14 protein-coding genes are annotated in these 16,548 nt (G+C 51.0%); 5 read left to right on the forward strand and 9 right to left on the reverse strand.

Going from position 1 to position 16,548, the window contains the following annotated elements; genetic code table 11:
* Positions 1-55: 55 nt before the first annotated feature.
* On the forward strand, positions 56-1,855 hold the full coding sequence (mrdA, locus tag ACTS3T_RS22100) for a penicillin-binding protein 2 (protein WP_462935762.1): 1,800 nt from the start codon (positions 56-58) through the stop codon (positions 1,853-1,855).
* 177 nt (positions 1,856-2,032) lie between these two features.
* On the opposite strand, the gene ACTS3T_RS22105 is transcribed toward mrdA, so the two are convergent.
* The 3 genes from ACTS3T_RS22105 to gyrB form a co-directional block, all read right to left on the reverse strand.
* Complete coding sequence (locus ACTS3T_RS22105; RefSeq protein ID WP_462935763.1) at positions 2,033-2,338, reverse strand: DUF2973 domain-containing protein; 306 nt, start codon at positions 2,336-2,338, stop codon at positions 2,033-2,035.
* Between the two features lie 138 nt (positions 2,339-2,476).
* Complete coding sequence (locus ACTS3T_RS22110) at positions 2,477-2,809, reverse strand: DUF2605 domain-containing protein (RefSeq protein WP_462935764.1); 333 nt, start codon at positions 2,807-2,809, stop codon at positions 2,477-2,479.
* A gap of 295 nt (positions 2,810-3,104) precedes the next feature.
* On the reverse strand, positions 3,105-5,045 hold the full coding sequence (gyrB, locus tag ACTS3T_RS22115; RefSeq protein WP_462935765.1) for a DNA topoisomerase (ATP-hydrolyzing) subunit B: 1,941 nt from the start codon (positions 5,043-5,045) through the stop codon (positions 3,105-3,107).
* A 108-nt stretch (positions 5,046-5,153) separates the two neighbouring features.
* Between gyrB and miaA the strand changes: the two genes are divergently transcribed.
* Complete coding sequence (gene miaA, locus ACTS3T_RS22120) at positions 5,154-6,173, forward strand: tRNA (adenosine(37)-N6)-dimethylallyltransferase MiaA (RefSeq protein WP_462935766.1); 1,020 nt, start codon at positions 5,154-5,156, stop codon at positions 6,171-6,173.
* A 3-nt stretch (positions 6,174-6,176) separates the two neighbouring features.
* Here the strand turns inward: miaA and ACTS3T_RS22125 are convergent, their stop codons facing one another.
* The 6 genes from ACTS3T_RS22125 to ACTS3T_RS22150 form a co-directional block, all read right to left on the reverse strand.
* A complete protein-coding gene (locus tag ACTS3T_RS22125) occupies positions 6,177-6,977 on the reverse strand; it encodes a carbon dioxide-concentrating mechanism protein CcmK (protein WP_462935767.1) in 801 nt (266 codons plus the stop codon).
* A gap of 61 nt (positions 6,978-7,038) precedes the next feature.
* A complete protein-coding gene (locus tag ACTS3T_RS22130) occupies positions 7,039-7,623 on the reverse strand; it encodes a hypothetical protein (protein ID WP_462935768.1) in 585 nt (194 codons plus the stop codon).
* Between the two features lie 17 nt (positions 7,624-7,640).
* The gene (locus ACTS3T_RS22135; protein WP_462935769.1) at positions 7,641-10,034 is read right to left on the reverse strand and encodes a ribulose bisphosphate carboxylase small subunit; all 2,394 of its coding nucleotides are present in this window, start codon (positions 10,032-10,034) and stop codon (positions 7,641-7,643) included.
* A gap of 156 nt (positions 10,035-10,190) precedes the next feature.
* A complete protein-coding gene (locus ACTS3T_RS22140; protein ID WP_462935770.1) occupies positions 10,191-10,493 on the reverse strand; it encodes a EutN/CcmL family microcompartment protein in 303 nt (100 codons plus the stop codon).
* A gap of 8 nt (positions 10,494-10,501) precedes the next feature.
* The gene (locus ACTS3T_RS22145; RefSeq protein ID WP_272062027.1) at positions 10,502-10,840 is read right to left on the reverse strand and encodes a carbon dioxide-concentrating mechanism protein CcmK; all 339 of its coding nucleotides are present in this window, start codon (positions 10,838-10,840) and stop codon (positions 10,502-10,504) included.
* A gap of 163 nt (positions 10,841-11,003) precedes the next feature.
* On the reverse strand, positions 11,004-11,312 hold the full coding sequence (locus ACTS3T_RS22150; protein ID WP_080806054.1) for a carbon dioxide-concentrating mechanism protein CcmK: 309 nt from the start codon (positions 11,310-11,312) through the stop codon (positions 11,004-11,006).
* Between the two features lie 654 nt (positions 11,313-11,966).
* Here ACTS3T_RS22150 and ACTS3T_RS22155 point away from each other — a divergent pair.
* Genes ACTS3T_RS22155 through ACTS3T_RS22165 form a run of 3 tightly spaced genes read left to right on the forward strand, consistent with a single transcriptional unit; the run spans position 11,967 to position 16,496 of the window.
* Positions 11,967-13,802 carry an NAD(P)H-quinone oxidoreductase subunit F gene (locus ACTS3T_RS22155; protein WP_462935771.1) on the forward strand — a complete coding sequence of 612 codons (1,836 nt, stop codon included), beginning with the start codon at positions 11,967-11,969 and terminating at the stop codon, positions 13,800-13,802.
* Between the two features lie 13 nt (positions 13,803-13,815).
* Positions 13,816-15,354 (forward strand): NADH-quinone oxidoreductase subunit M, encoded by a 1,539-nt coding sequence (locus ACTS3T_RS22160; protein ID WP_462935772.1) that lies wholly within the window; start codon positions 13,816-13,818, stop codon positions 15,352-15,354.
* Positions 15,351-16,496 carry a CO2 hydration protein gene (locus ACTS3T_RS22165; RefSeq protein WP_462935773.1) on the forward strand — a complete coding sequence of 382 codons (1,146 nt, stop codon included), beginning with the start codon at positions 15,351-15,353 and terminating at the stop codon, positions 16,494-16,496. The genes ACTS3T_RS22160 and ACTS3T_RS22165 overlap by 4 nt, the downstream gene beginning before the upstream one ends.
* The last annotated feature ends 52 nt before the right edge of the window (positions 16,497-16,548 follow it).

Below are 16,548 nucleotides of genomic sequence, written 5' to 3' on the forward strand. Positions count from 1 at the left end.
TAGCTAATCTTCCAGTAAATTCAGCAAATAGATTCAGCAAACTGACGATTGAACTATGGCTTTTACTCGCTTTTCTCCGACAGTGGCGGATCACAAGACCACACGAACTGTAGGTCGCCAGTATCAATCTTTGGTGATCATGCTGCTGATTAGTCTGGGTTTGCTAGGCGGTGTGGGTAGCCGTTTGGCCTACTTACAGCTAGTTCAAGGGCATCGTAATCGCCAATTGGCTGAAAACAACCGTATTTTGCTGCTGCCGAAGCGACCCGCGCGAGGTACCATTCTCGATCGCAACGGCAAAATTTTGGCGGGTAGTCGCCTATCGCATTCAGTTTCGATTTGGCCAATTGCCTTACCAAAATCGCAAATAGAGCGCGATCGCGTTGTGGAACGCCTAGCCAGGTTGCTAGATGTTTCTGCCGATACGCTGCAATCGCGCTTAGAACAAGCCGGGTATGAGTCTACCCAATCGGTGCCTATTGCGCGGGGGTTGAGTCCGGCTCAGGCGATCGCGCTGACCGAATACACCGCTGATCTCCCTGGCGTACGGGTAGAAGCTGAAGCCGTGCGCAACTACCCCCACGGCGATTTAGCGGCTCATGTTTTAGGCTACACCGGGGAAATGACTGATGAGGAGCTGATTGAACGCGAGGAAGAAGGGTATCGGCTGGGAGATGTGGTTGGTCAAATGGGAGCTGAATCGGCCTTTGAACCCATGCTGCGCGGGGTTTGGGGAGGTCAGCAGGTCGAAGTTGATAGCAGTGGCCGCATTATCAAGGTTTTAGGCGAAAAACCTGCTATTTCTGGTAATGATATTCACCTAACCCTAGATCTGGAACTGCAACGAGCAGCTGAAGCCGCCCTAGGAAATCGAATTGGTGCCATCGTCGCCTTAAATCCCAAAAACGGCGAGGTGCTAGCGATGGTAAGCCGTCCCACCTTTGACCCCAACATTTTTTCTACCCAAATTAGCGATGAGCAGTGGAGTCAACTCCAGGGTAAAAACTATCCCTTTCTCAACCGTTCGCTGCGCACCTACCCGCCCGCAAGTACTTACAAAATCGTGACGACGACGGCGGCGCTGGAATCTGGACGGTATTCGCCTAACACAGTATTGTCCACGTATCCCTACATTACAGCCGGGGGAATTCAGTTTTGGGATTGGAACCGGGCTGGCTTTGGGCCGCTGAGCTTTCAAGGGGCGATGGCTTGGAGTAGCGATACTTTTTTCTACCAAACGGCAATGGGTATGGGAGAAGCGCCGCTGATTCAGTGGAGCAGACGCTACGGTTTTGGCCAAAAAACGGGGATTGAACTGGCACCTGAAGAGAGTGCGGGGCTGGTGCCAGATGAAGCCTGGAAGCAAGAAAATTTAGAAGAGGGTTGGTATCTAGGCGATACGATTAACATGTCGATTGGCCAGGGCTATATGCAAACTTCGCCTTTGCAGGTAGCGGTGATGTTTTCTGTTGCGGCCAATGGCGGCTATCGAGTCAAGCCCCACTTGCTAAAAGACAATTCGGAGTCAAAGCAGTGGCGAGAAGAGTTAGCCATGCAGCCTAGTACCGTTCGGATTTTACAAGAGGGTCTTAGACGCGTGATCACCGCTGGTACTGGCAAGGCGCTTAACGTACCCACCCTGCCGCCTGTTTCTGGCAAGAGTGGCACGGCTGAAGCCCCACCCTACGAAACCCATACCTGGTTTGGCGCTTACGGGCCGTCTGATAATCCAGAGATTGTGGTGGTTGCTTTTGGCGAACACTCTGGCGGTGGCGGTGGTTCTGTTGCAGCCCCGATGGTTCGCCAAGTGTTAGAGGCTTACTTCAAGCAGGATAATGCGGCTGAGCAAAAGTAAAAAGCAGCCAATATAGCTAAAGCTTGCGGGCAGCGGGAGCGCTTTTGGATCAGCAGCTTTTTGCGATTGAAGTGGCTTAAAGCTGGCGGCTACAGCTATCAGCTTTAAAAAAAGTGAGGAAGGCTCCAAAGTGAGCCTTCCTAAAAAGCTTTATTTGGCAAAGGGGGCTTGTTGCGTCTAGTCTTCTGATCTGTCTTCACTACCCTTAGAGGCTTCATAAAGCGCGTCTAGCTGTTCTCTGGCATCTTTCATTGAAATAGAGCGCATCACCAACAGCGGTTCACTAATCATGTTGCCTTCTGGGTCTAGTAGCTCTGGGTGCGGTACGGGTCTGTTTTGTCGTTGGGATGGTTGGTTGGCTAACTGTGAACGGTGAGGGCGCGTCCGAGATTCAGAACCGAGGGTAATCAAGTTGCGAACTAAATTCCAGACGGCAAGAACCGCTAGGACAGCAAAGGCCAGAATATAGAGCAAATGCAGCATGATAAGATTCCTCGGAGCTTGAGAGCGCGATGCTCAGGTTAATGCCAGTGAATGAGCTTGACGAGTGAAAAGATGTTTCTCAGGTTAAGCTGTGCGTTTAGGCAGACTGCCTCTATTGTATATTGACTTTTCCGGAAGCTAGTCTTTCTCGGTTGACTCAGCCCGGTTTAGGCGATAGCGAATGGAAACTTGCCAGCACTCTGCTACTAACTGATGCCATTTTTTGACGACATCAGTACCGATTCCTGCTTTTCCCCCCATAGCTTGAAAGAGGGTTTGGGTGGTCTTGGCCTCTTGGTGGGCTTGAACAACCCGTTGCAAGAGAGTTGCCTGTTCAGCTTGGGTAAGAAAGTCTATTCGTTCAGTTTGCAGCAAATTTAGCGATCGCTCAAACCAGTAAACAAAATCTTCTAACAGCGGCTTGAGGACAATCTCAAGCAGTTCAGTTTCCGAGGGTTTGAATTCGGACATGACAAAAGCACTTAGAGGGGCAGAGTGGACACTGCTGATAGCCTAGTTTCCAGATGGCTAAGGCTCTAATCAGCAGTTAGTTGAGGCGTTATAGCTCAAGGCAAAGGGTAGGAGAAGGCTTGTGTAGCAACGGCTTGCAGCTATTGAAATGTCTCAACGCTGGTGGCTACAGCTAACCCTAAATGCGATCGCGCTATGAGTAAATGTTAACGAAGATGACGGCTGAATGCCATCTACCCTAAGCCAGACAGGTGATCCCCGCTTTACGCATAGGCGATGAGTTGTCAAAAAGCGGCTAAATGTCTAGGTCAGTTAAGTTAAGACGCGGGCCATAGGTTTCGATAAACTCTCGCCGCGGTGCCACCCGATCGCCCATTAAGACGGTAAAAATGCGATCGGCTTCGGCTGCGTCTTCAATCTCTACTTTTTTGAGTGTGCGAGTTTCTGGGTTCATGGTCGTTTCCCAGAGTTGAGTCGGCATCATTTCTCCTAATCCCTTAAAGCGCTGTACGCTGTAGTTGGCATTAGCCGGAAACTCGCGCTCGACAAGCTGGTTAAGTTCGCGATCGCTGTAACAGTACCAGTGATTACGACCGCGCTCAATTTTATAGAGGGGCGGGCAAGCGATATAGACATAGCCCTGATCGACTAGTTCGCGCTGATAGCGGTAAAAGAAAGTCAGCAGCAGCGTCCGAATATGAGCGCCATCTACGTCCGCGTCAGTCATCAAGCAAATGCGGTGATAGCGAAGCTGAGAGGCGTCAAACTCTTCGCCTTTAATCCCCAAACCCAAAGCGGTGATGAGTGATTGGATTTCAGTGTTTTTGTAAATCTTGGCGTCGTCTGTTTTTTCGATGTTGAGGATTTTGCCTCGCAGCGGCAAAATGGCTTGAAAGCGGCGATCGCGACCTTGCTTAGCACTACCGCCTGCCGAATCGCCTTCCACAATGAAAATTTCAGATTCACTAGGGTCACGGGTACTACAGTCTGCTAGCTTGCCAGGAAGGGTAGACGACTCTAGAACTGATTTGCGCCGTACCAGTTCGCGGGCGCGACGAGCGGCTTCAGCGGCATTGAAGGCTTGAATAGCTTTTTCCAAAATGGCATCCGCCACGTTGGGATGAAAATCAAGATATTCGCCCAGCGATTCGCCAATAAGCGAATCGACAATACCCCGGACTTCTGTGTTGCCTAGTTTGGTCTTGGTCTGGCCTTCAAATTCAGGGTCAGGAACCTTGACCGAAATAACGGCTGTCAGCCCTTCACGAATGTTTTCGCCGCCTAAGTTGGCTTCGTTATCTTTACGTTTGTTCCGCTTGCGGGCAAAGTTGTTCATCGTGCGGGTTAGCACCGCTTTTAACCCTTCGAGGTGGGTGCCGCCATCTACGGTGCGAATGTTGTTGGCAAACCCCAACAAATTGTCCGAAAAGGCATCGACGCACCACTGTAGGGCTGCTTCTACCTGAACGTTGTCTCGTTCAGACTGGACGTAAATGATTTCGTCGTGAATCGGCTGCTTGTCGTTGTTAATGTATTGAACATATTCTCGAATACCGCCAGCGTAGTGAAAGCTAGATACCCTGGGCGTTTCTTGCTTCAACAGGTCTAGCCGATAATCGGTAAACGTGATTTCAACCCCCGCGTTGAGGTAGGCGAGTTCTCGCAGGCGACCGGCCAAAGTATCGTAATCAAACTCAATGCCATTGGTGAAAATGCGATCGTCTGGCTTAAAGGAGACGGCGGTGCCTTGGCGCTCTTGCTGGCTCGGTTCTACCTGAAGCTCCCCTATTGGCACACCTCGCTCAAAGCGCTGACGATGGGTTTTGCCCTCGCGCCAAACCGTCACCTCGACCCACTCTGATAAAGCATTGACGACGGAAATGCCCACACCATGCAATCCGCCCGAAACCTTATAGCCGCCGCCACCAAACTTACCGCCTGCGTGCAGAACGGTTAAAACGGTTTCTAACGCTGACTTGCCAGTTCGGGGGTGAATATCGGTAGGAATTCCTCGGCCATTGTCGGTGACGCTAACAGAGCCATCGGCATTGAGCGCAATTTGAATTTGAGTGCAGTATCCGGCTAAGGCTTCATCGACGGAGTTATCAACAACCTCGTAAACTAGGTGATGGAGACCTCGCGGGCCGGTGCTACCAATGTACATCCCCGGTCGCTTCCGGACAGGCTCAAGCCCCTCTAAGACCTGAATCTGTTCAGCACCGTAGTTGGTTGTCATATATAAAACTCCTTTATTTGGCCTGTAGCCACTTTAAGCTGAGGAAATAAGACCACGCTCCAAAATTCTAACACAAAGGGGTCTGAAGCGATTTTAGAGCAGTCTCAGATGAATTTTAATGAGGGGATGGATCAATCAGCCTTTGGCGGTCAAGCTGCGACGCTGCCCCTAAAGGGTCTTGGTAGTTCTAATGTACCTGTTTTAGTGGTGATTGGTGGAGCAACGGCTAGCGGTAAGTCAAGTTTGGCTTTAGCGATCGCTGAGCGATTAAACGGCGTAATTTTGAGTGCCGATTCGCGGCAGGTCTATGCAGAATTTGATATTGGTACGGCAAAACCTGCCAAAGCTGAGCAGCAGCGTGTGCCGCATTACTTAATTGATATTTGCCACCCCACCGACACCATGACGGTAGCGGCCTATCAGCAACAGGCTCAAGCCTATTTGCAGCAGATGCATCAGGATAACACAGGGCTACCTCTCTTGGTGGGTGGGACGGGACTCTACATTGATGCAATTGTTAAGGGTTTGCAGATTCCGGCAGTGGCTCCTCAGCCTCAGCTGCGATCGCAATTGCAGCAGTTCAGTCAGCCATACCGCTATGCGCTCTTACAGCAGATCGATCCAATGGCGACGCAGCGCATTCATGCCAGCGATCAGGTGCGTACGCTCAGGGCTTTGGAAGTGTTTTATGTGACAGGCAAGGCGATGTCGGCGCAGCAGGGAGAAAACCCGCCTGATTATCCTATTTTATATTTGGGCTTAGACTGGGGAAACCCTGAGGCGCTGAGCCAGCGCATTGAAGCGCGAACTCACCAAATGGTGGAGATGGGATTGGTCGCAGAGGTTGAAACGTTAGTGGCAAAGTATGGGGCTGACTTACCGTTGCTCAAGACGTTGGGTTATGCCGAGTTTTCTCAGTACTTAGCGGGCGATTTGTCTCTAGCCGCAGCGATCGCTCAAACCGTCAGCCATACCAAACAGTTTGCCAAACGACAGCGTACCTGGTTTCGGCAGTCTGACCAGATCCAGTGGCTAGCGGCTGATGCCCCTGATCTACTTGATCAGGCGATCGATCGCATTCAGCAATTTTTAACCCAATCGGGTTCTTTAGCTTGGCTCAACCGTTGAAGCCTATTCAAAATCAGCGGGAATTTGAGTCAAATCGGGTAAAGGCAGACGTTCTTGAGCAGGCGTTGCTGTCGCCTCTGGCAAGGCAACCAGTTCTTTTTCTTTTTCTTCTAGGTTGAGCGGCAATCGTACGGGCTGTTTGGCGGCTAGTTTAGGCTTAGGCAGCGATTGCTCTAGATCACCCAATGGTCTGGGAATGACCATTACCGAGTGCAGTTCACCAATGCGCTCGGCTTCGTGCATACCCGCATCAACAGCGATCGCTACGTTTGGCAAACTACCCCGAATGATGATGGTACACAGTCCATCGCCAATGGTTTCGTGGGAAACCAGCGTAATATCCGCCGCTTTCGTCATCGCATCTGCTGCGCCTACCATCGCTGGGAAACCGCGCGTTTCCAACAAACCCACAGCCTGATTGCTGGGCGGGCCATGACCGACTTGATCTAATTCGTCTAGACGGGCACAAATCGGTAAAACGACTTCCAAATTCGGTAAGGGTCGCGGAATTAACGAAGACGAAACAAACTGGCCAAATTGCTTAGCAGTTTCGGTTCCGGCTTCGACCGCCATTCGAACATCGGCCACCCCGCCGCGCACAATGGCTGTACAGTGGCCGCTGCCTGTTTTCTCATACCCAATGAGGGTAACGTCGGCAGACTTCATCATGGCATCGGCGGTGCCGATAATAGCAGGGAAGCTGTGGGTTGATACCATGCCCAAAGCCCCCCCCCGTAATCGACGCATTCGCTCAGAAGATTGAGACGCAAAGGAGATTGGCTGGGAACGGCTGGGAGACTGCATGGCAACTCGCTAGACACTGAAGCTTATAGTTCAATTTTATGAGCTATTCGATAGAAGCAGGTCAATTTAGAGGGCGACGATGCGGAAATAAAGTAGATAGTAGCTGATTGACTTGCTCTTTACCGTACACCTGGGAAAACTGAGCCAGTTTACCGCTGCCGTTGGTTTCTGCTGAAGCTTCTGACTGAGCGTTCGCTGCTTCAGACGCCGCTTCTACTGGAGCAGCATCGCCGTTTTGATCGACTTTGGCGGTTGCAGTGGCTGGATCAACATCAACAGAGGTAACCGCCATCTGACGGCTACCGTCACCAATAAGCGATTTAGCCGCGATCGCCGCTCCATCGGCAATGGCTGGATTGAGGACAGTGGCTTCGGCTCCAATACAGGCATGAACCCCTACCCGACCGCTGCCCACAATCAAAACGCCGTTGCCTAAGCTGGCTCCCATTGCTAGCTCTAGCGTCCCTTGATCAACCTGTAAAACGCTGCCAGCACCAATACAAACGCCTTCAGCGAGGCTAATCCGACTGCCCGGAGCGGCTGCTAAAACTGCACCAGGGGCGATCGCCACACTGGGATGAATCTCGACATCACCAATGGCACAAAAGTGACTATGACTACTCAGCCGCAGCTGTGACGATCCCATAACAGACAATTTCGGCCTTAGGGTCTTTGAATTGTGGCCTCTAGCACCCGCCGCTTCGCTTTGGGATCAATGCCGACTAGCCGCACATACTCGCCGCTATGGTTAGCTAACAGCTTCTCTAGCGATGCAATCACATCGGCTGGCCGACTACTGTGAATTGACTCACCACTGCTCCAGGCCCCACTCCGATAGCGACGGCGATCAGCAAATTCAGTGCCGACCTGATATCCCTGATTCACAAGCTGAGTCACCTGCTGTCGCAAGTCAGCATTGAGCGGGCTACTTGAGCCGCCGTTGTGGTGAGAAGACGCCTGAGGCGTATTGTACTTAGGCGGATTGGTATAGGGCGTAGCCGCCGCCGTTGATTGCCTATCATTTTGAGCGGGCTGCAACCGCCCATCCGGACGCTGAATCGTCTCTTCAAAAACACGACGCTTTGCTTGCGGGTCAGTGCCAACCAGCCGCACATATTCAGTCACATGAGACTGCATGAAATCGGCCAAAATGCTAACGACTTCTGACTGACTACGGGACTGCAAGCTAGGGCCAGTTTGCCATGCCCCACTGCGGTAACGCCGCCGATCGGCATACTCCAAACTGAGGCGATAGCCTTGTGAGAGACTCTGCCGGACTTTCTGCAATACCTCTGAGCTAAGAACTTGGCTCGAAACCGCTCCGTTACCATTTTGAGTATACTGGGCGGCGGCTGTAGAGCCATTGTGAGACGAACTCCTCGAACTAGGCTGATCGCCAGGTCGCTGAATCGTCATTGGGGATCCTACCCGCCGCTTTGCTCGCGGATCAATGCCAAATAGACGTACATACTCACCCGCATGTTCTTGCAAACAGCCTTCTAAGGCCGCAAACACCTCTGACTCTCGATTCGACTCAATGGGAGAGCAGGTTTGCCACACGCCGCTGCGATAGCGACGTACATCGGCGTGTTCGGTGCCAATTTGTAAGCCCTGATTGAGCAACTGCCGCGCTTTTTGAACGGCTTCAGCACTCAAAATGCCCCCCGCTGGCCTGGAACTGCCGCTGGAGTTCGCTGGGTAGCGACTACTTGTAGACCCGGTTGAGCCACCCTCTGAAAGGTCTACAGGCTTACCATCAGCCCGCTGAATCGTGGTTGTGGCCACTCGTCGCTTCACCTGCGGATCAATACCAAACATGCGCACATACTCGTTAGCATGCTCTCGCAGACAAGCTTCTAAAGCTGAAAGAACCTCCGATTCACGGTTAGATTGAATGGGAGAACAGGTCTGCCACACGCCGCTGCGATAGCGACGTGAATCAGCATGCTCCATGCCAATGCGATAGCCCTGGTTGAGCATTTGCCGAACTTGCTGCACAACCTCAGCACCGAGGGTGCCAAACCCTGTCCTGCTTTGACTAGAAGCTGCTGACTGGCGAATCGGTACGCTGGCTCCGACTGACCGATTGCTAACAGACTCAATCGGTTTGCCATCTGGGCGCTGCATCGTGATTGCTGAGCCGACCCGCCGCTTTGCCTGTGGATCAATGCCAAACAGGCGTACATACTCGCCTCTGTGCTCTTGAATACAGTTTTCTAGAGCGCTAAAGACTTCTGATTCGCGATGAGACTGAATGGGTGAGCAAGTTTGCCACACCCCACTGCGGTAACGACGCACATCAGCGTGTTCAGTACCAATTTGATACCCCTGGCTGAGCAATTGCCGCACCGCTTGAACAATTTCTGGAGCTAATCTTTGAGTTTGCATCTCATTTTTTCCGTTGCTTTCAGTAGACTGCTTCGTGTGGGGACGATGAAGTTCTTGTTGAATCGGGGCGATGCGGTTGGCGGCTTCAGCATAGAGATAACTGGTATCTGCACGGCTAGTGCCGATCACGTCTTTGGCAAAGGCAAGATCTTCAGGTTGAACATTGGGCAATCGATCGGCTTGATCTTGTGTCGTCACCGATGCCCCCGACGGCACGAATTTACCCGACGGTATTTCCACATCCTGAATTAGGGCATGCATCATCACGACGCAGCCCTTACCTAAGCGAGCATTGAAAACAGTGGAGCGAAATCCAATAAAGCAGCCCGCCCCAATATATGCAGGGCCATGAATCAGCACCTTGTGGGTAATAGAGACAGCTTCCCCAATCCAAACAGAGTAGGGCTGGTTGTCGTCGCCTAGGATTCGCCCTTGCTCTAACGCGTGAATAACGACCCCATCTTGGATCTGAACGCCCGCCTGAATATTGAAGGCTCCCCCCTGGTCAGCGCGAATGGACGTTCCTGGCGCAATCGAAACATTCGGCCCAACTCGAACATCGCCCATTACCTGAGAAAAGGAATGAACTTGAGCTGAAGTGTCGATTTGAGGTTCCACTAATTGACGGGAGATAGTCTTAGGGGAAGCCGCTGGACTGCGGACTGCCATCGAAAACCCTCTGCACTACGTTAAGATATTTAACCTTGAAAGCCTTCTGCGTGCTGGCAGCGAGTTGGCTGCATAAACACCAAAGGACAAAATTAGCCAGCTGTTTTGGCTACTGTGTATGGCTGAGCAAAGTGGCTCAAACGGAAGGAGGACTTGCTAGCTGAAGTCATCTCGCTTGTTGTAAAGCATGCCTGCATCTACGTTGACCGTGTCTACAATCGCTACGATCGCGGCATCTACAGGGCGCTCTAGATAGCCTTCGTGCTGTCGAGCACCACTCCCCCTTGACACTAAAACCCATTCACCCACGCCAGCACCCACCACATCTGCAGCCACTTCGTACTCTGGCAAAAGATCTCCTGATTCGCTAATTAGCTGAACCAGGAGAAATTTTGCGCCTCTTAAGCTAGGCTCCTTGCAGGTGCTAACAACCGTACCGCGAACTTTGGCAAGGCGCATTGCTCAGCCTATCTGCCGTAAGGACGGATACCGCTGACGCTTTCTCTAAATTGCTCAACCGCTTCGGTGTAGCGAATAGGCAGGACAAATTCTAGATTCTCGTGAGGACGGGCAATGATGTGGGTGGATAGCACTTGTCCACCGTTGACGCGCTTGACGTTTTCGATCCCGGCGGCAACGGATGCCTGGACTTCAGAAACGTCTCCGCGAACGATGACGGTCACACGACCGCTACCAATTTTTTCATAGCCGACGAGAGTTACTCGAGCAGCTTTGACCATAGCATCGGCTGCTTCTACAACAGCCGGGAAGCCTAGGGTCTCAATCATGCCAACTGCGATCGCCATTGTTTTAACCTTTCTCTAAAAACTACGGAGCGTAAGTCGTAACCAAAACAGACATCTGGAAGTTGCCACAGGCAAAGCCCGTTTGAAAACAATCCAGTTCAGAGCCTAAGCTCTAAAAAGAAGGTTCTAAGGGGAGCCAACCTGTCGAGCGAGTCAAAAAGCGTTAAGTTCGGAACTGCTCAACTGCCTCTGTGTAGCGAATAGGCAGCACAAACTCCAGGTTTTCATGCGGGCGAGCAATGATGTGGGTAGACAGCACTTCGCCGCCGTTGACGCGCTTGGCTGATTCAATCCCAGCAGCTACAGAAGCCTGTACTTCAGAGACATCACCTCGCACAATCACAGTCACACGACCACTCCCGATTTTTTCGTAACCGACTAAGGTTACGCGGGCGGCTTTCACCATTGCGTCTGCTGCCTCGACTACGGCAGGAAACCCTTTTGTCTCAATCATTCCAACGGCAATAGGCATTGTCGTAATCTCCTCATAAAACAGGCACAGTCCTAGAAGCCATTCGTAACTCTCAAAACATTTTTGCGGCCCTGAAAAAATAGGCCATCAAAAAGCTGACAAGCGCTCAGGCTTGCCAAGAGTTTTAAGTTCTGTTTTGGCCTGCGTAACTCTAAACGTAAACTTCAGAATAGAAGTGTGCGGACGCTTTGGCAATATAAGTCTCAATGATTGTTGCTAATATTAAATATCATTAAATCTAATGCAAGAAACGCCAGTAAACCTAAATAAAAGTTTAAGCAGGCGAGAGTGAGCGTTCACACGGATTGTTTTTTGCTGGCACAGTCATGGGGCTGGTTAGCCTGATTTCGCGGCAAGAGTTCTGATTGATTCGCCAGGAAGCTCAATGAAATCAGGTAAAATTGTGAGCAATGTTAGGCGTTCTGTCTTTTTGCCAGACATATAGGCAGCGGGTTGGCTTCTATGCGATTAGCCTTTTGTGGTTGAGTCTGATGACTTAGCGGCAAGGTGCCTTGCTATGCCTGTAAAGCTGTGTAGCGCTTGCAACGATCGCACAGAAGGTCTGGTCGGATCGATCAAGATGGCTGGCCTGAGTTTCTTCTGCCAAAAATCTATTGAACTTGGGTTAACAGAAAAAAATTAGAGACACTTTAGATGACGCAGTTCTTCATTCAGACGAGCTGGCTAGTCCCCATTTATGGACTGTTAGGGGCAGTTTTAGCGCTTCCCTGGTCGGTTGGCTTGGTGAAGCGAACCGGGCCTCGTCCGGCGGCTTACCTCAATATTTTGATGACCGTTGTGGCTCTGATGCACGGTGCTATGATTTTCCGTGGCATCTGGAATGAAGGGACGCGGGAAATTGTCTTTACCTGGTTACAAGCCGCTGATTTGAATCTATCTTTTGCTTTTGAGATTTCTATTCTCAACATTGGTTTTTTAGAAATCATTGCGGGTTTGAGCCTTTTGGCTCAAATTTATGCCTTAGGTTATTTGGAAAAAGACTGGGCGATCGCTCGGTTTTTCTCATTAATGGGCTTTTTTGAAGGAGCCATGAGCGGCATTGTCCTCAGTGGTTCTCTGTTTATGACCTATTCCTTGCTTGAGATGCTGACGCTTTCCACCTATTTGCTGGTGGGCTTTTGGTATGCTCAGCCTTTGGTGGTAACGGCTGCAAGAGATGCCTTTTTAACCAAACGTGTTGGGGATGTGCTGCTGCTGATGGGGGTGGTGAGTCTGGCAGCGCTAGCAGGCGATCTCAATTTTAATCACCTGTATGAATGGGTAAAAACGGCTAATCTTTCGCCGCTGACGGCTACCTTGCTGGGTATTGCTCTGATTGCGGGGCCAACGGGCAAATGCGCTCAGTTTCCGTTGCATCTGTGGTTAGACGAAGCCATGGAGGGGCCTAATCCAGCCTCAATTATGCGTAATTCGGTGGTTGTGGCCTGTGGGGCTTATGTTTTGATCAAGCTGCAGCCGATTGTGATTTTGTCGCCTGTGGCGTTGTCGGTGCTGATTGCAATTGGGGTGATCACAGCGATTGGGGCTTCTTTGGTGGCGATCGCACAAATTGACATGAAGCGATCGCTTTCTTATTCCACCAGCGCTTATTTAGGGCTGGTGTTTATTGCGACTGGAACCGAATGGCCGGGGGTGGCGCTAACGATTTTGTTTACCCATGCCATTGCGAAAGCGCTAATTTTTATGAGCGTTGGTTCCGTTATTTTGACCACAAATAACCAAAATTTGACCGAGCTAGGCGGATTAGGTTCGCGCATGCCAGCGACCACCTTTGCCTATGGGGTGGGTAGCTTGGGGATGCTCGGTTTCTTGCCGTTGGGCTGCTTTTGGGGATTGCGATTGGGGATTGATTTTTTGTGGCAAGACTATCCCTGGCTTGTCGCTGTTTTTCTTTTGGTCAATGGGCTGACAGCGATTAACCTGGTGCGCATCTTTCGGCTGGTTTTCTTAGGTGAGCCGCAAGCCAAAACCCATTGTACGCCTGAGGTAGGCTGGGCGATGGCGCTACCGATGGTGAGCTTGGCAATTTTTACGCTGCTGCTGCCAGCGGTCATGTACAAGCTGTCGCTGTTACCCCCTTGGAACTATATCAACCCTAGGGCGATCGCTTTGCTGATTGCTTCAGGGGCTATTGGCATACTGATTGGGTCTACCTTGTCGCTTAAAAAAGTTTGGTCAAGACCCATTCAAAAACCCTTTCGCCTGCTACAAGATTTGCTGGCCTACGACTTTTACACCGAAAAGTTTTATCGCTTTACGGTTGTTTTAGCGGTTGATAGCCTATCTCGCTTGAGTAACTGGTTCGATCGCTATATCGTTGATGGCGCTGTCAATCTGGTTGGCTTCGCTTCACTTTTTAGCGGTGAAAGCCTCAAATACAGTATTTCGGGTCAATCTCAAGGCTATCTTCTGACCATTATTGTTGGGGTTAGCTTGCTTGGCCTGCTGATGACCTGGTCAATGTGGTAGATTTTGCCAAATCATGCTCAGTGTACTAATTTTTATTCCCATTTTTGGGGCAATTTTAATCGGCAGTTGGCCGGGGGAAGCCAAACAGCTACGAGGACTGGCGCTAGCCATTGTGGCGCTGACACTTGTTTGGAATGCGGTTTTACTGGGACAGTTTGACATTAGCCAGTCAGGCTCACAGTTTCAAGAATTTTTGCCCTGGCTAGACAGTTTGGGCCTCACCTATCGGCTCAGTTTAGATGGAATTTCTTTACCGCTGGTTTTGATCAACAGCCTGCTAGGGCTGGTCGCTATTTATAGCAGTAGTGAGTCCATTCAGCGTCCCCGCCTTTATTTTTCGCTGCTGCTGCTAATTAATGCGGCGGTGGCGGGAGCCTTTTTAGCTCAAAATCTGCTGCTGTTCTTCATCTTTTATGAGCTAGAACTGATTCCGCTTTATTTGCTAATTGCCATTTGGGGGGGAGCGCGGCGCGGCTATGCGGCTACCAAATTTCTGATTTATACGGCAATTTCAGGCATTTTGATTTTAGGAGCCTTTTTAGGACTGACCTGGCTCTCAGGGGCGGCAACGTTTGACTACGATGTGCACATGTCGCAGAGCTTACCGCTGGTTCAACAGTTTGTTTTGCTGGGGGCTTTGCTGGTTGGCTTTGGCATCAAAATTCCGCTGTTTCCCTTTCATACCTGGCTACCTGATGCCCACGTTGAGGCTTCAACTCCGGTTTCGGTTTTGCTGGCGGGGGTGCTGCTGAAGCTGGGAACTTATGGTTTGCTGCGCTTTGGTTTGGGGCTGTTTCCGCAGGCGTGGTCAATTCTGGCACCGGGTCTGGCGACTTGGGCGGCGATTAGCGTTCTCTATGGTTCACTCGCCGCGATCGCCCAGCAAGATATGAAAAAAATGGTGGCCTACAGCTCAATTGGGCACATGGGCTATGTTTTGTTGGCTTGTGCGGCGGCGACGCCTTTGAGTGTTTTGGGCACCGTGTTTCAAATGATCAGCCACGGCTTGATTTCAGCGCTGCTGTTTTTGCTGGTAGGTGTTGTTTATAAAAAAACCGGGACGCGCGATTTGCAGGTATTACGGGGGTTGCTCAATCCAGAGCGGGGGTTGCCTTTAGTCGGTAGCTTGATGGTCTTAGGTGTGATGGCTAGCGCCGGAATTCCTGGTATGGTGGGCTTTATTTCAGAATTTTTGGTGTTTCGCGGTAGCATTATTAGCTTTGTGCCCCAGACGCTGCTATGCATGATCGGTTCTGGCCTGACGGCGGTTTACTTTTTGCTGCTGGTTAATCGGGCTTTCTTTGGACGGCTCAGTATTGGGCCAGTGACCCAACCCGCCGATATTGATCTGTGTCTGCCGCCCGTGCAGTGGAGCGATCGCATTCCGGCGATCGCATTGGCAATTTTGATTACCTTTTTTGGTTTGCAGCCAGCGCTGGTGACTCGCTGGACGGAAAGCACCACCACTGCTTTAGCCAATTCTTTGCCAGCGGCGATCGCCCAGATGCCCCATTCAGCCTGCGTGAGTTCTGTTGAAGATTGCTCCCTATGACTAATATCCTGCTCCCTACCTCCTCGCCAGCGCCTCTGATCGATTCAGACACCTACATCAATCGCCTCCTGTCTGGTCAGGCTTTGTTACCCGATAATGCTGAGAACTTGCTAGAGGTGGTGGGCATTCTCAAAAGCTATGGTGTGGTTTTGGATGCCTACTCTATCAACCTGAACTACATCGCTGAGCATCAGTTTTTGGTGCTGTTTCCTTTTTTCAAGTATTTCAACGGTGAAGTCACTTTTGACAAGCTGCTGCGGCATTGGTGGCACGATCGCATCAACTATGAGTACGCCGAGTATTGCATGCGTACGATGCTCTGGCATGGCGGCGGCGGTTTAGACGAGTACCTGCACACGCCGGAATTTGCTGGCTTATGCGAACAGGCTATTCGGGCAAAGCTCGCGTCTAACCCGGTGATGATAGGCTTACACCGTTTGTTTCCGCAATTTTTGCCGGAGCAGGTGCGTCAACTGGCTTATTACAGCGGGCTAGGTCAGTTTTGGCGGGTGATGAGTGACATGTTTTTGTCTCTTTCCGATCGCTATGACGCTGGTACGGTAACGTCTATTCCCCAAGTGGTTGAACATGTCAAGGCGGGTTTGGTTGAAGCGGCGACCAAACCAATTACCTACAAGGTCGAAATCAACGGTCAATTTTACTGGTTGCTACCGCCAGAGGCAAATCTCACTTTTTTGATGGATACTGCCGTTCCCTATGTAGAGGCTATCTTTTTTCGCGGCACCCCCTTTCAAGGGACAGTTTCTTACAACGCTCAGGCCAATCAGATTTCGCCGGATCAAGGTCGCTTCGCCTATGGGGCACTTTATGCCGACCCCTTGCCCATTGGCGGGGCTGGTATTCCGCCCACGCTGCTAATGCAGGACATGCGCCACTATTTGCCCGATTATCTCAGCGCCTTTTACCGCCAGGGTCTTCGCGGCGAAGAAGATATTCGGGTACGGATCTGTCAAAGCTTTCAAAAATCGATGTTTTGTGTGACGACGGCGGCGTTAATGGGGCTGTTGCCTTTTGCGCCAGATACTGCTGACCCGCAGGAGCAAAAAGCCAACCACGACTTTTTAGCCGTCTGGATGGATCGCTTGCAAAGTTCGCGTTTGGACGTGGTGCAGGTTACTTAAGCTGGCTGAAACTTTTTAGAATGGCGCGTTGATAGCTGCTCTGAGGCGCGAT

It is taken from the genome of Almyronema sp. (assembly GCF_052168255.1).
GTDB lineage: Bacteria > Cyanobacteriota > Cyanobacteriia > Phormidesmidales > Phormidesmidaceae > Sphaerothrix > Sphaerothrix epifaneia.

Bases quoted from the DNA above. Each gene is read 5' to 3' on its own strand.
- mrdA (WP_462935762.1), top strand. From the start codon at position 56: ATGGCTTTTACTCGCTTTTCTCCGACAGTGGCGGATCACAAGACCACA.
- ACTS3T_RS22110 (WP_462935764.1), bottom strand. From the start codon at position 2,809: ATGTCCGAATTCAAACCCTCGGAAACTGAACTGCTTGAGATTGTCCTC.
- ACTS3T_RS22155 (WP_462935771.1), top strand. From the start codon at position 11,967: ATGACGCAGTTCTTCATTCAGACGAGCTGGCTAGTCCCCATTTATGGA.
- ACTS3T_RS22135 (WP_462935769.1), bottom strand. From the start codon at position 10,034: ATGGCAGTCCGCAGTCCAGCGGCTTCCCCTAAGACTATCTCCCGTCAA.
- gyrB (WP_462935765.1), bottom strand. From the start codon at position 5,045: ATGACAACCAACTACGGTGCTGAACAGATTCAGGTCTTAGAGGGGCTT.
- ACTS3T_RS22125 (WP_462935767.1), bottom strand. From the start codon at position 6,977: ATGCAGTCTCCCAGCCGTTCCCAGCCAATCTCCTTTGCGTCTCAATCT.
- ACTS3T_RS22105 (WP_462935763.1), bottom strand. From the start codon at position 2,338: ATGCTGCATTTGCTCTATATTCTGGCCTTTGCTGTCCTAGCGGTTCTT.
- ACTS3T_RS22165 (WP_462935773.1), top strand. From the start codon at position 15,351: ATGACTAATATCCTGCTCCCTACCTCCTCGCCAGCGCCTCTGATCGAT.
- miaA (WP_462935766.1), top strand. From the start codon at position 5,154: ATGAATTTTAATGAGGGGATGGATCAATCAGCCTTTGGCGGTCAAGCT.
- ACTS3T_RS22160 (WP_462935772.1), top strand. From the start codon at position 13,816: ATGCTCAGTGTACTAATTTTTATTCCCATTTTTGGGGCAATTTTAATC.
- ACTS3T_RS22145 (WP_272062027.1), bottom strand. From the start codon at position 10,840: ATGGCGATCGCAGTTGGCATGATTGAGACCCTAGGCTTCCCGGCTGTT.
- ACTS3T_RS22130 (WP_462935768.1), bottom strand. From the start codon at position 7,623: ATGGGATCGTCACAGCTGCGGCTGAGTAGTCATAGTCACTTTTGTGCC.
- ACTS3T_RS22140 (WP_462935770.1), bottom strand. From the start codon at position 10,493: ATGCGCCTTGCCAAAGTTCGCGGTACGGTTGTTAGCACCTGCAAGGAG.
- ACTS3T_RS22150 (WP_080806054.1), bottom strand. From the start codon at position 11,312: ATGCCTATTGCCGTTGGAATGATTGAGACAAAAGGGTTTCCTGCCGTA.